The following is a 13315-nucleotide window of genomic DNA, read 5'->3' on the forward strand; positions in this document are numbered from 1 at the left end:
TCACTCACGGCGAACGAGATCAGCCCCGCTGGGCGGGGATCATGCCGCCGATGTGTTCCTCGGACTCGACCAGCCCCTCGTCGGACGGCTTGTCGCCCGCCTCGAAGACCCGCTCGAACTGCTTGGCGCGCAGGTCCGGGTGCGCCTCGGACGGAATGTCGTAGCCGTAGCGGGCCTGGGCCTCGCGCGGGGTCATGGTGATCTGTTCGACGGCCGGGATCCCGAGGGCGACGGGGGCGAGCACCGCGGTCGCGGTCGGCGCCATCAGGCCGACGAACCAGAACTTCAGCGCCGGGACCCGATCCAGGACGGTGTGCAGCATCCGCAGCGGGGTTCGCACCGCGAGGTCGGTGAGCGGCCCTTGGTTCAGGCCGAACATCTTGCGCATGTACTTCGGGTAGGTCGCGATGACGCCCTTGCGCAGCAGCCAGATGGCCGGGGCCAGCGCCACCCGGGTGCGCTGGGGCAGTTCCGGCGGGAGCGCGATGTCGAGGCCGAGGATGAAGTCGACCATGCCCTGCGCGTCCTCGGAGACGGCCAGGTGCGGACGCCACCGCTCGAAGAACTCCAGCACCTCGGCGCGCGAGCGCGGCACGGTGGCGGGGTCGATGGTCTGGAACTCGGCGGCGGTGGCGCAGTCGGCCCAGAACTGGTTCTCCTCGGCCTCGCTCAGCCGCCCGGGACCGAACTTCTCGTAGCAGTAGAGGATGGAGTGCCAGGCGGTGACATGGATCCACAGCTGGGAGTCGGGCCGGTTGGCGTCATAGGTGCCGCCGGTGGAGCCGAGCACATCGGAAACGAGCGAAGCCTCTCCGGGGTGGTCCGGAGAGGCTTCGTCGTGCAGGGGAACCTAGAGATTGGTGGTGCGGATCTGCTCGGTGGGCGGGTCGTAGGTGCGGCGGGTGGGGGAGCCGCCGCCGCTGCTCAGGACGCCGAGGGCGGCGCCGGCCAGCAGCAGGATCGCGCCGAGGATGCCCAGGATGATCGGCAGGGTCTTGCCGAACAGGTCGAGCTTGTCCAGGCTGTCCTGGGTGACGGCCATCTGGGCGTCGATGGTCTCCTGGTCGAACACGAGGTGCGACTTGAGGGCCGTGAGGTCGACCTGGTTGGCGCTGCGGCCGTAGAACAGGTGCAGGTGCTCGCCACCCTTGATGACCGCGCCGGTCCGCGGCTCCACCCACACCTCACGGACGTTGGTGTAGAAGCGGTACATGGTCACCTCGCCGTCACCCTCGAGGCCCCACTTGGCCGCGGGCAGCGACAGCTTGCTGGTCGCGGTGGGCGCGACATCGTTGAGGTTGGTGACCGGGATGCTCTGCTTGAAGTAGTACACCGGCATCCCGTCGATCTGCGTCTCCTCGACGAAGTCGATCGGGAAGGTCGCGCGGGCGTTCACGTCGAAGTACGGGTACGACTTCTTCTCGGTGCCGATCGGGAACCGGTACTGCAGTCCCTCGCGGCTCGTGGCATCGGCCACCGAGGCACCGGACTTGTCGACGTTGACCGCGATGGAACCGTTGGGCGAGGTCGGCACCGGCGCGCCGGTGAACCGGTCGATGGTGACCCGGTCGACCTTCGCGTCGAGCACGCCCGCGTCACCGTCGCGGTCGTCGCGGCGCAGGGTCTGGCCGGCCTGGACCGTCATCTGGTCGGCGTCGGACGGCTCCTCGACCGTGAGGAAGCGCTGCGAGGAGACCGCGACCTTGTCCACCTTGGCCGAGCCCTCGGGCGAGACCAGCGACTTCGAGTCGAGCACCATGCTGTCCTCACCGGGCACGCTCTTGGCCACGGTGGTGATGCGCAGGTCGAGCGGGGTCTTGGCGACCTTGTCCACGGTGTAGGTGGGGATCATGACCGCGGCGGCGAGCAGCAGCGCGCCGAGGCCGACGAGGATGCAGGCGATAGTCCTGCGCCCGTTGCTCATCGGCTGCCGTAGGTCACGTTGCCGAGCACCGAGGAACCGGGATCAGCGGTCGTCTCGGGTGCCGGGATCGAATTCTGTTGCGCGCCCGCGGTGATGCCGAGTACGGCGATCACCCCGAGAATCGCGCCGGCCAGCCCGCTGACCAGGCCGGGGACGGCAAACTTCATAACTGGAAACTCCAATACGTTTCGTCGGCTCAACCGACGGTGAAGAACCCGATGGTCGGGGCGAAGGTGCAGGTGCGGACGTCGCCGTCGGCGGTCGTCGTGGTGAGCCCGCCGGTGATGACCGCCGCGATCCGGCCGTTGCCCGTGTCGGCGATGGCCGAGAGGGTGGCGGGCCCGCCCGGGTTGATCCCGGCCTCGGCGGTGAGCTGCTGGTTACCCGAGCGCCGGTTGTCGAGGTTGACCCACTGCACGGTCATCGGCGGATTCTGCACGGCGGTGGGAGCTTTGGTACCCAGCGCGGTGAACACGAAACCGGTCTGGCCCGCGGCCGGGCCGGGCGGCGGCAGTTCGGCCGGGCCGGGTACGGCCAGCGCGGTGCCGACGGAATCGGAGGTCGGGCCGATGCAGCCCTTGCCGATGGTCGGGTTGACGAACTGCGCGATGCGCGGGCCGTCGGAGGGCGGGAGCTCGGGGCCGCCGCCGCCACTGCCGTCGAGGAAGGTGATGACCTTCTCCAGCGTGGTCTTGACCTGGGCGGGGATGCCCGGGGTGGCGAGCAGCACGCGCGCCTGGGCCAGGATCGCGGCCTGCGCGCCGTCGGCGATGGGGCCGGGGGCGGACACGGCGCTTACGATCGACGGTGCCAGCGCGACCAGCGTCTCGGAGGGAACGTTCTCCGCGATCGACGGAACGCTCGGCTGAGCCGCGGGCCGCGGGGCAGCCAGGGTCGATGCCGGTGCGGCGAGTGAGGCACTCACCGCTAGTACGAGAGCGGACAATGCGGTCCGCGAGCCTCGGGTGCGCAGCACTGGTCAGCCGTCCTTCTTTGTGGGGATTGGTTGGAGCAGCCCGGAAATATAAGTGTGATCCCGGGTTTCAGATACATTGGAGAGGTGACTACAGCGGACAGACGGTATGGGGGTCGTACAGTCGTCGCGCGTAAAGCCGAACGGCGCCAGCGGTTCCTGGAGGCGGCAACGCGGATCTTCGCCGAACGCGGGTACACGACGTGCTCGCTCGCCGAGGTGTGCGCGGCGGCAGGACTGTCCAAGCGGCAGTTCTACGAGGAGTTCGAGACCCGCGAGGACGTGCTCATCGCGGCCTACGACCGCATCCAGGACGACGCCGCCGCGGCGGTCGCCGCCGAGGTGGTGCTGCACGCCGACTGGGAATCCGCGCTGCGTGGGGGCTTCGCGGCGTACCTGGAATCGCTCGGCTCGGACCCGTACCGCGCGCAGGTCGCGCTGATCGAGGTCGTCGGGGTGAGCGACCGGATGGAGGACCATCGCCGGGAGCGGCGGCATTCCTGGTCGGCGCTGATCGAGTCGGCGCTGGCCGCGAAGGGCGTGCGGCTGCGGGGCGACGCGCAGCTCACCACCGGCCTGCTGACCGGCGCGGTGAACGGCGTGGCGCACGAGTGGCTGCTGCGCGAGTCGCGTCCGCCGGTCGGCGAACTGGTCGACCTGTTGACCGCCGCGGCGCTCGCGCTCGTCGATCAGGGCTGAATTCCGCGCAACCGCCGGGAGGGTGGCAACTTCGCGCATGTGCCGCTTGCTCAACCCACTCCCTTTCCGGACATTGTGAGACCGGACGGCTTCACAGTGTGGCACGAGAGTCTGGCATAGCAGTGACCCAGATCGCAATGGCTGAATCCCTGAGACCGGTATCACCTGGGCGGATGTGCTGGTCGGTGGTCCAAACGAACTCGTGTCCGTAGTGAACCACCACCCGGCCCGCGGGGTGCCCGGTTCGCCGTTTCGGTCCGGTTACCGATCGGTTGGCAACCTTTCGGCAAACCATATGACCCGTGGTCAGGACTTGCGCAGGATGCCGCCGATGGTGCCGCCGAAAACCCCCGGCGTGCTGTAGGCGAGGCCACCGTCGGGCTGCAGCGTGACGACCGACGCGGCGCCGTCGTCGGTGCAGGTCGCCGCGCTCTTACCGGCCAGCTTCGCGCGGAAGACCAGGCGCTGGGTGGTCGCCTCGGTCAGCGTCTCCGACCGCTCGCACCGCTCACCGGAGATCGCGCCGGTGTTCGACGAGGTCGCGACCTTCTGGCCCACCTTGCCCTCCTTGATCGTCAGCTCGATCTCGAAGCGCACCGGACCGTCCGAGGCGGACCCACGCCACGTACCGAGGAAGGCGGCCGGAACCGTGGCGGACGGGGTGCCGCTGGGCACGCCGGTGCTGCCCGCGACGACCGTAGAGCTCGCGATCCCACTGTCCGCGGGCGCGCGCAACTGGGTACCGACCAGATAGGCGCCCACCGCCACGGCCACCGCGACGGTGATGGCCGCAGCTGCCAGGAGATTGCGGGTCCGATGAGACTTCCCCGGCGGCCGACCGACCGGATACGGCCCGGAACCGGTGTCTATGGGGGTTACCGGCCCGTACCACGGCGCCGGAGTCGGACCGTCGGCCGGACGAACGACCGTCGGGTGGGCGAGGTGGCCGGGTGGTGGCGTGTGCCCACCGGTGCCGGCGGCCGGATACGACGGCCCGTGCGCACCGGTGCCGGTCCACGACTCGCTGCCGGTCGACGGCGGCCTGTACATGCCGGCGCCGGTCCAAGTCGGTGTGCTGCCGGTGGGGTGGGGCGGGGCGGGTGTGCCGGTGGTCGACGGAGCGCCGCCGATGGGGTGCGGTTCCGGGCCGGTGTCGAGATCCAGCAGCCGCACCGCGCGCATGCTCACCTCTTCGAGCACCGCGGGCGGCAGCCAGCCCGACCGGTCCGGTCCACTCAGCGCGGACAGCTCGGTCAGCACCTGTTGCGGTGTCGGCCGGGCGGCGGGGTCCTTGCGCACGCACGCGCCGACCAGCGGGCGCAGGCTCGGCGGCAGCCCGTCCAGGCGCGGCTCCTCGTAGACGATCCGCCACAGCAGCTGCACGAGTTCGGCGCTGCCGAACGGACCGTGTCCCGAGGCGGCGAAGGTGAGGACACCGCCGAGGGCGAACACATCGCAGGCCGGACCGAGCGGTTCGCCCGTGACCTGCTCCGGGCACATGAACCCCGGGGACCCGATCACCTTGCCGGTGGTGGTGAGCGCGGTGTCCTCGACGGCGCGGGCGATCCCGAAGTCGACCACCTTGGGCCCGTCCACCGCCAGCAGCACATTGGACGGCTTCAGGTCCCGGTGCACCACGCCCGCGCCGTGGATCGCGACGAGCGCTTCGGCCAGGCCACGGCCGAGCGCGATCAGCGCGGGCTCGCTGAACGGTCCGAACCTGGCGACCGCGTCCGACAGCGCGAGCCCGGCCACGAAACCGGTCGCCAGCCACGGCGGGTCGGCCTCCACATCGGCGTCGAGCACCGGCGCGGTGCACGCCCCGCCGACCCGCCGCGCCGCCGCGACCTCACGCCGGAACCGCACCCGGAACTCGGGGTCGCCCAGCAGATCCGGCCGAATCACCTTCACCGCCACCGTGCGACCGCCCGCGTTGCGGCCCAGGTAGACCTTGCCCATCCCGCCCGCGCCGAGCACACCGAGCAGCCGATAGGCGCCGATCTGGCGTGGATCGTTCGTGCCGAGCGGTTGCATCGCGTGGATCCTTCGAATCAGCTGAGGGTGGAGCGGGTTTCGGCCAGCAGGCCGGTGAGCGCGCCGTAGGCGGGGTGGGTGTCGTCGACGTCGGTGATCGCGGCCGCGAGGACCTTCTCGGCTTCGGCGGCACGGTCGAGGCCGAGCAGGATCCGGGCGTGGTCGTAGTCGGCGCGCACGGCCCGGTCGAGGGCGTCGATCGCGCGGAAGCCGGCGGCGGCCGCCTCGGCGCGCGGCAACGCGTCCGGTAACCGACCGGCCGCGTGCAGGATTCGGGCCGCGTTCTGGTCCAGGCGGGCGCGGTGCCAGCTGAGCAGTTCGGCATCCGGGCCGGTGGCGGCGAGCTCGGCCAGTGCGGTGTCGGCGGGATCGATGGCCGCGACGGCGCCTGCCGAATCACCGGACCAGTGCAGGGACATGGCGGCGCTGTAGCGGCAGTAGACGACCCGGATCGGGTCGTCCACACGTGCGGCCACCTCGGCGGCGAGGCGGTAGCGTTCGGCGGCCTCGGCGTCGCGGTCCAGCGTGTCGAGCAGGTCGGCGGTTTCGGCGAGGACGTAGGCCTCGTCACCGAGATCCTCGACGGACCGGTCGAATTCGATGATCGCTTCGTACACCGCGAGTGCCTGGTCGTGTTCGTGCAGCGAGCGGTGCAGACCGGCCAGCAGGTAGCGGCAGTTGCGCGCCGGCGCGCCCGCCTCGGCGGCGTCCAGCGCGGCGATCGCCGCTTCGGCCAGTTCGGCGGCGTCGAGCAGCTGCCCGGTGGCCCGGTAGGCGGCGGCCAGGTCCCACTGTGTGTAGGGCACCTCGTGCGGGTCGGCGGATTTCGCGATCGCGAGGGCGGTGAGCAGCTCGCCGACGGCCTCGGCGGGACGATCCAGGCGCAGCAGCAGTTCACCACGGCGGCGGTACACCGCCAGCCGGAAACCCTCGGCGGTGTCGGCGTCCAGCAGCGGTACGACCTCGTCGAGCAGGGTGAGCGCGGCGTCGAATTCCGCAGCGGCCCGGCGGATTCCGGCCAGATAGTAGAGCGTGGTCGCGGCCCGGAAAGGCAGCCTCGCCCGGCGGTACGCCGAACACGCCGCCCGCGCCGCGGTCTCGGCGTCCTCGATACGGGAGTTGTTCTCGGACAGATACATCCGCTGCTTGGCGACATCGCCGATCAGCGAGTCGTCACCCGACGCGGCGGCCTCGGCCGTGGCGTGGTCGAGCAGTTCGGGCAGTTCGGCGGCGTCGTCGTCGGTCAGCAGTCCGCGGTCGTACAGATCGAGCAGGCCACCCGAGAGCCGCAGGTCGGCGCCGACCCGGACCGCCGGATCGGTGGACGCGCCCAACTGCGCGCGCGACGCGCGCAGCAGTGCGGTGGCCTCGGCGGGATCACCGTGCCTGCACAGATGCACGCCGAGCCGACCGAGCGCGATCTGGCGGCGGTCCTCGTCACCCGCGACGGTGAAGTGCTCGATCGCCTGGCGCAGCAGGGATTCGGTCTCGTGGCAGTCGCCACCGCGCGTGGACTCCCGCGCCAGCACGGCGGCACGTCTGCCCGCCAGCAGCGGATCGGCGGGCTCGGCGTCGGCGGCGAGCCGCCGGGTCAGCACCGCCACCTCGGTCATGGCGTCGCGTTCCTGGCCCAGCTCGGCCCGCTCGATCAGCTCGGCCGTGGTCAGCTCGGGCAGGTCGAGCGGGGCGGGGGCGGGCTCGATGGGCGCCCGGTGCAGGGCGGCGGCCGACAGCGGCAGCCGGTCCACGATCGGGGTGCTCGCCAGCAGCGTGTCGACCAGCTCGGTCTGGTGCGCGGTCCCGTTGCGCTGATCGAACCGCGCCGCGATCGCCAGCGCCTCGGCGGCGAGCTCCTGCCCCAGTGCCCGCGCGGTCGATTCGGCGGCGGGGCGGTCGAGATGGGCGGGCCGCCGGACGACGGTGTCGCCGTGACCGGCGTCGACGACAGTGCGCAGCAGCAGCGCGGCCGCGGCGGCGAAATCCTGGGCCGCGGCCGGGTGCGGCGCCCGGTCCAGCCAGCCGAGGTGCCGGTCGAGCAGTTCCAGGCCGCGGGCCTGATTGCCCGACAGCGCGCAGAATTCGAGATGCGTGGCGATGGCGGACAGGTCCTGGGGTTTGCCGCGCAGCACCCGGTAGGACCGGCGGTGCGCGTCGCGGGCCGCGTCGAGCTGGCCGGTGCGCAGATAGGGCAGCAGCAAGCCGGTCAAGATCATCTGCGGTTGTTCGGCGCAGTGCAGTTCGCCGCGCAGGACCGGCTCGGCCAGCTCGACGGCCTCGGCGTCACGGCCCCGTCGCGCCAGCCAGGCGACCTGGCCGGTCGGGTCGCAGCCCGCGCAGTCGGAATTCTCGTCGCGCGGTGTGGTGCACCATCTTTCGTACCAGTGTTCGGCCGCGGCCCGGTCACCCAGGTGTTCGGCGACGTAGTGCCGGTAGGCGTAGACGGCCTGCAGGCTCTGGCCCTCCACCCGGTACCGCCGCTCCATCTGGTCGAGCGCGGCCAGCGCCCGGTCCTTGGGTACCTCGGGGAAGGTCGTCATCGCCCGCACCGCGAATTTGAAGTCCCAGCGCAGCGAGGACGGCACCCACTCCTCGTAGGCGCCCGGGTCGCGGTCGTAGTCGGCCAGGCAGCGGGCGAACGGGACGAACAGCTTGGCCGGGCTCATGCCCTGCGCGTAGGCGGCGATCAACCGCATGCGGGTGCCGAACGCGATGTCGGTGTGGCCGCCGGCTTCGGCGTGTCGCAGGACCTGTTCCAGCAGGGCGTCTTTGGCGTCGCCGTAGGGCATCTGCCCCGCCTGGGCGAGCAGCCGCCAGAGGTCGTCGGCTGTCTCGGACATCAGAGTTCTCCCTGCGGATCATGCACGGCCCAGTCGAGCAGGCCGACGAACGACTTGTTCAGCAGCGCGGTATCGACCGGCCGCATCGGATGCTGGCCGAGCAGCAGCGCCTGGCTGTAGAGCGCCTCCACCGCCATCGTCACCAGGCGGGCGTCGGTGAGCCCGGCGATGCGGCGCACCAGCGGATTCCGGTGGTTGAGCACCAGTTGCGGCCGGTCACCGTCGCGGCCGGAATCGAAGGCGCCGAGGACGTCGGCCCACAGCTCGTCGGCGATCTCCCTGGTGGCGCGCAGTTCGGCGCGGTGCTGGGTGTCGCGGTCGAGCAGGTACAGCGCCGAGAGCGAGGGCGGATCGAAGGTGCGCAGCACGATCTCGCAGTCGAGCCGGTCGAGTACCCGCTGCGCGGTCGACAGGAACGGGCGCAGCGCCAGTTCGGTCGACGGGTCGACCAGGTCGAAGTGGGTCGCCAGGGCGGCGGTGTCCAGGCGCGTCACCTGGATGCCGGGGTCGAGCGCGGGCAGTCGCTCGAGGATCTCGGTGATGTAGGTGTAGCCGCCGTTCACCAGGCCCAGGCCCTGCGCGGCCGCCACCGCGCCGAGCTGGCGGAACTCCTCCACCGACGGCGTGTAGCCGACCCCGCCGAAGCGGCGCCGGAATTCGGCGAGCGGGATCTGGCCGGCGTTGGTCTCCACCGGCAACCATCGGTCGACCAGCCGGAGCATGTCGTCGTCGTGCAGGGCGAGCGCCTTCACCCCAAGGTCGTGCACGCGCAGGAAACGGGCCAGCGCGGCAGGGTCGGCGGTGGACAGCTCCACCAGCCAGTCCCGGATCTGCCCGCCGAGCGCCTCCCTGGTGGCCTCGAGCAGGTCATCCTCGTAGAGTGCCTCCCGGCTGGCGGTGGGCCGCAGCTCGGTGGTGTCGACGACACAGCGCACGAAGAACGCCCAGTCGGGCAACAGCCCGGCGACGCTCTCCGCGAGCAGCATCCGCTTGAGATACACCCGGTGCCCGGCCTTGGCCGCCGGGTTCACCGGCTGCGGAAGCACGAAAGCCACACCCGTGACGCCGGATTCGGCGCAGCTGAGATCGAAGGTGGCGAACGGGGTGAAGCCGAAGGTGTCCTCGGCGTAGGCGGCCAGCGCGGCCTTACGGTCGTCGGGGGTGGGGTGGTTGGCCCGCCACGGCACCTCGGGTTCGGTGATCGAGCGCCCGTCGACGGTGACCTCGAACGGCAGCAGACTCCCGAACAGGGCGGCCAGTTCGGTGACGGTGGCGCCGGTGAGCCACTGTTCGGCACCGCGCCGTGGCGTCAGGATCACGGTGGTGCCCGGTTCCTCGCGGCTCTGCGCGGCGGGCTCGACGCGGTAGCGGCCGTCGGCGAAGCCGGTCCAGCGGACCGTCGGCCCACCGCGCGCCGAGCGGGTGAGCACGGTGACCTCGTCGGCCACCAGGAAGCACGAGAGCAGGCCGATGCCGAACTGGCCCAGGAACTCGTGCCTGGCGAAGCCGAGATCGTCGCGCTTGCCGCTGCGGCCGATGGTGGCCAGGAAGGTGTGCACCTCGGCCTCGGTGAGCCCGATGCCGGTGTCGTGGATCCGGATGCTGCCGTCACCGGTGCGGTCGGCGGTCTCGATCCGCACGCTGAGCTGGGCCGACGGGTCGAGCACGGGGCGCGCGGTGCTCGCGTCGACGGCGTTCTGCATCAGCTCGCGCACATACACCCGCGGACTGCCGTACAGGTGGTGACTGAGCAGGTCGACCACACCACGCAAATCGACCTGGAATACCTGTTCCACCACCGGTCCCCTCCGAGCACGAGCACTACTTGCCCGGCCACTGTAACCGCAGTTCGCGCCGCGTACCGGCCCCGATGCCCGGGGGCTGACCAGCCTCAGCGCGGGTCGCGGGCGAGCTCGGTGCGATTGGTGACGCCCAGCTTGGCGAGGATGTTGCGAATGTGGGTTTCGACGGTGCGTTCGGAAAGCACGAGGCGGGTCGCGATTTCGCGATTCGTCAGGCCCGATGCCGCGAGATCCCGGACCTCGCGCTCCCGGGGCGTGAGCGGATCGGCGGTGCGGGTGGCGGCGTCGATCCGGGTGAGCAGGACGTCGGCGGCGGCCAGCCTGCCCGCCATGCCGAGCCTGCGGAAGCCGGCCGCCGCCCGCTCGGCCTCGGTGCGCGCGGCGGTGAACTCGGCGCGGGCGAGCAGGGTACGGGCCAGGCCGAGGTGACCGAGCGCGACGAAAGGTCGCGCGCCGATTCCGGTGTCCATCGCCAGGCCGCGCCGGTACAGCTCCACGGCGGCGTCCAGATGCCCGGCGACGCGCGCGTTGTCGGCGCGGACCCGGGCCAGTGAGCTGACGCAGATCAGCGCGCCCGTGCCGTCGGCGGAATAGTGCTGCTCCTGGCCCGCCAGCGCGTGGAAGACCCGGTCGGCGGTGTCGGCGTCGTCGAGCAGTTCGGCGATGATACCGACGCTGTATACCGTGCCCGCCCAGCGTGGGCCGCGTTCGAGGGTGTCGGGCAGGGTGCGGAAGGGCGCGAAAAGCGCGGTGGCTTCCTCGATGTCACCGGCCAGCGCGTGCATCATCGGCGCGAAGAGCTGGGCGATGGGGATTTTCGGCGCGAACGACAGCGCCTCGACGGCCGCGTTCAGCTCGTCGCGGTCGACCTGGCCGACGATCACCGCGTACATGCCGCGGAAGGCGTGGTGCAGTCCGGCCAGCGAGAAGTCGCCGATGCCGAGGGCCAACTCGTAGGCGGCGGTGTCGAATTCGAGCGCGGCGGCGAGTTCGCCGACGAGTACGGCGCGGGTGGCGCGCAGGCGCAGCAGGTGCCAGCGAGCGATCGGCAGACGTCGCTGCTCGGCCAGGAGTTCGATGCGATCCAGTGCGGTGTCGAAGGCCGCGAGATCGCCGCGTTGCAGGCTCGCGTCGGCTGTCCACACATGTCCCCAGAGCTGGGCCAGCGGCTGTTCGGCGTAGACGGCGATCTCGATCGCTTTGGCCGCCAGCGTGGTTCGTTCTGCCAGGTATTCGGGTGCGGCCAGCGACAGGTGCCTGGCGTGGATGACGTCCAGGGCGACATCGGGATCGGTGGACCGCTCGGCGGCCCGCATCGCCCGCTCCGACAGCGCTCTGGCCTCGGCTCCCGCGCCGCGATCGGCGGCCGAGAGCGCGTGCCTGGCCAGGATGCGGGCGATCAGGTCGTCGTGCGTTCCGGGTTCGAGCCGTCGCAGCGCGGTGGCGCAGAGCTGGTCGAGGCGGGTCATCACGGTGGGGGTGGTGACGCCGTGAACCACCAGCGCGGCCTCGGCCAGCAGGTCTGGCCGGGCGGCCCGCTCGGCCAGGTCAGCGGCCGCGACACAGTGGGCGAGACTGTCGGCGATGCGGCCCGCCGCGAACTCGTCCCTGGCCAGTTCGACCAGCAGCTCGGCGCGTTCGGCCTCGGCCGCGCCGGCCGCCGCCTCGACGGCCCACTCCCCGAAGCGAATCGCGTCCTCGTGGGCCGCCGCGGCGCGCGCCGACCGCGCCGCCCGGCGCGACCAGTGCCGCGTTTCGGCGGAGTCGGCGGCATGGCGCCAGTGCGTGGCGATCGCCCCGGCGATGGCGGAATCGGGGGCGTCCCGCGCGGCCAGCGCCGTCGCGGCGGCGCGGTGCCAGGTCGTCCGGCGGGACGGGCGCAGATCGGCGTAGACGGCGTCGCGCACCAGCGCGTGGGTGAACCCGGTTGTGCCGTCCTCGAATCGGCGCACGATGCCCGCCGCGGTCGCGGCGTCGACGGCGTCCAGCACGCGGTGGTTCACTTGCGCGGCCGCCCGGTTGGCCTCGGCCATACGAGGATCCGATGCCGTATCGACGATGGCGGCTGCGCGATGGCTCGGTTCGTCCGCCCCATCGATCGCTCGCCGATGCACTGCGAGATCGGCAGCTGTGGCGCGGTGTTCGGATTCAGCGGTGGCGCAGAGCTGTTCGAGCAGCGTGAAGTCGATGCGTTCGCCGAGCACGCTGGCGGCGCCAAGTACCGCTATGTCCGCGGGCGCGAGCCGGTCGAGTTGGGCCAGCACGAGTCTGCGTACGCCGGGCTGGGAGAGGACGGCGTCGGTTCCGCAATCCTGTTCGTTCACACCGGATTCCAGGATCAGCCGGACGAGCAGGGGGTTGCCGTCCGTGCGGTCGTGGACACGGGTGGCGAGGTCGGGGGACAGTCCGCGCTGGTCGAGCCAGTAGCGGACTTCCGGCTCGGAGAGCCCGGATATCGGGAGGGCCTGCGCGTTCGCCAGACGCAGCCAGTCCGGTTGGTGGGTGAGCAGAGTCGGGCCCGCGGGTTCGCGGGCGGTGCCAACGACGAGCAGTTTGGCGCGGGCCGTCTCGGTGACGACGTGGGTGAGCAGCGCCAGCGAGGTCGGGTCGGCCCAGTGCAGGTCGTCGAGGACCAGCAGCAACCCGGTGTCCGCCGAGGCGGCGGTGAGGACGTCGGCGACCTCGGTGAACATCCGGAACCGCCGCGCCGCCGCGCCGCCACCCGGCTCGGTGACGGTATCCAGCGCGGCCGCCAGCTCGGGCAGCTCGCGGGCCGCGCGGCGCCACGGCCACAGTGGCGGCATCCCGGCGTCGTCGAGCGCGTTGCCGCGGGCCACCCGCAGGCCCGCCGCGCCCGCCAGCTCGACCGCGCGTTCGGCCAGCCACGACTTGCCGATCCCGGCCGGCCCGCTGACCAGCACGAACCGCCCGCCGCCCGAGGCAGCGGCCAGCACCGCCGCGCGCAACCGCGCGACCTCCTCGTGCCGTCCGACCGCCGGAGTCCGCATCGCACCAGTATCGCGCGCCCGCGAAGTTCAGTACCGCG

The 13315-nt window shown here is 71.6% G+C and carries 9 protein-coding genes; 1 reads left to right on the plus strand and 8 read right to left on the minus strand.

Annotated elements, in window-relative coordinates; genetic code table 11:
• Positions 1-19: 19 nt before the first annotated feature.
• Genes EL493_RS03395 through EL493_RS03410 form a run of 4 tightly spaced genes read right to left on the minus strand, consistent with a single transcriptional unit; the run spans position 20 to position 2900 of the window.
• Positions 20-790 (minus strand): oxygenase MpaB family protein, encoded by a 771-nt coding sequence (locus tag EL493_RS03395; protein WP_019050052.1) that lies wholly within the window; start codon positions 788-790, stop codon positions 20-22.
• Positions 791-850: 60 nt separating this feature from the next.
• Positions 851-1924 carry a DUF3068 domain-containing protein gene (locus EL493_RS03400; protein WP_019050053.1) on the minus strand — a complete coding sequence of 358 codons (1074 nt, stop codon included), beginning with the start codon at positions 1922-1924 and terminating at the stop codon, positions 851-853.
• Positions 1921-2091, minus strand: a complete 171-nt coding sequence (locus EL493_RS03405; RefSeq protein WP_019050054.1) for a DUF2613 domain-containing protein — start codon at positions 2089-2091, stop codon at positions 1921-1923. The genes EL493_RS03400 and EL493_RS03405 overlap by 4 nt, the downstream gene beginning before the upstream one ends.
• A 29-nt stretch (positions 2092-2120) precedes the next feature.
• Entirely contained in the window at positions 2121-2900 is a 780-nt protein-coding gene (locus EL493_RS03410; protein ID WP_022565949.1) for an Rv1157c family protein, read from the minus strand.
• A gap of 84 nt (positions 2901-2984) precedes the next feature.
• Between EL493_RS03410 and EL493_RS03415 the strand changes: the two genes are divergently transcribed.
• Positions 2985-3596 carry a TetR/AcrR family transcriptional regulator gene (locus tag EL493_RS03415; protein ID WP_030201607.1) on the plus strand — a complete coding sequence of 204 codons (612 nt, stop codon included), beginning with the start codon at positions 2985-2987 and terminating at the stop codon, positions 3594-3596.
• A gap of 306 nt (positions 3597-3902) precedes the next feature.
• Here EL493_RS03415 and EL493_RS03420 read toward each other — a convergent pair whose 3' ends face one another.
• From EL493_RS03420 to EL493_RS03435, 4 genes are all read right to left on the minus strand, one after another.
• The gene (locus EL493_RS03420; protein ID WP_019050058.1) at positions 3903-5630 is read right to left on the minus strand and encodes a serine/threonine-protein kinase; all 1728 of its coding nucleotides are present in this window, start codon (positions 5628-5630) and stop codon (positions 3903-3905) included.
• 17 nt (positions 5631-5647) lie between these two features.
• On the minus strand, positions 5648-8467 hold the full coding sequence (locus EL493_RS03425) for a hypothetical protein (RefSeq protein ID WP_051719420.1): 2820 nt from the start codon (positions 8465-8467) through the stop codon (positions 5648-5650).
• Entirely contained in the window at positions 8467-10266 is a 1800-nt protein-coding gene (locus EL493_RS03430) for an HSP90 family protein (RefSeq protein ID WP_022565946.1), read from the minus strand. The genes EL493_RS03425 and EL493_RS03430 overlap by 1 nt, the downstream gene beginning before the upstream one ends.
• A gap of 92 nt (positions 10267-10358) precedes the next feature.
• A complete protein-coding gene (locus EL493_RS03435; protein ID WP_019050060.1) occupies positions 10359-13277 on the minus strand; it encodes an ATP-binding protein in 2919 nt (972 codons plus the stop codon).
• Positions 13278-13315 lie beyond the last annotated feature (38 nt).

The sequence above is a fragment of the Nocardia asteroides genome (assembly GCF_900637185.1).
Lineage (GTDB): Bacteria > Actinomycetota > Actinomycetes > Mycobacteriales > Mycobacteriaceae > Nocardia > Nocardia asteroides.

Bases quoted from the DNA above. Each gene is read 5' to 3' on its own strand.
- EL493_RS03425 (WP_051719420.1), bottom strand. From the start codon at position 8,467: ATGTCCGAGACAGCCGACGACCTCTGGCGGCTGCTCGCCCAGGCGGGG.
- EL493_RS03405 (WP_019050054.1), bottom strand. From the start codon at position 2,091: ATGAAGTTTGCCGTCCCCGGCCTGGTCAGCGGGCTGGCCGGCGCGATT.
- EL493_RS03400 (WP_019050053.1), bottom strand. From the start codon at position 1,924: ATGAGCAACGGGCGCAGGACTATCGCCTGCATCCTCGTCGGCCTCGGC.
- EL493_RS03420 (WP_019050058.1), bottom strand. From the start codon at position 5,630: ATGCAACCGCTCGGCACGAACGATCCACGCCAGATCGGCGCCTATCGG.
- EL493_RS03435 (WP_019050060.1), bottom strand. From the start codon at position 13,277: ATGCGGACTCCGGCGGTCGGACGGCACGAGGAGGTCGCGCGGTTGCGC.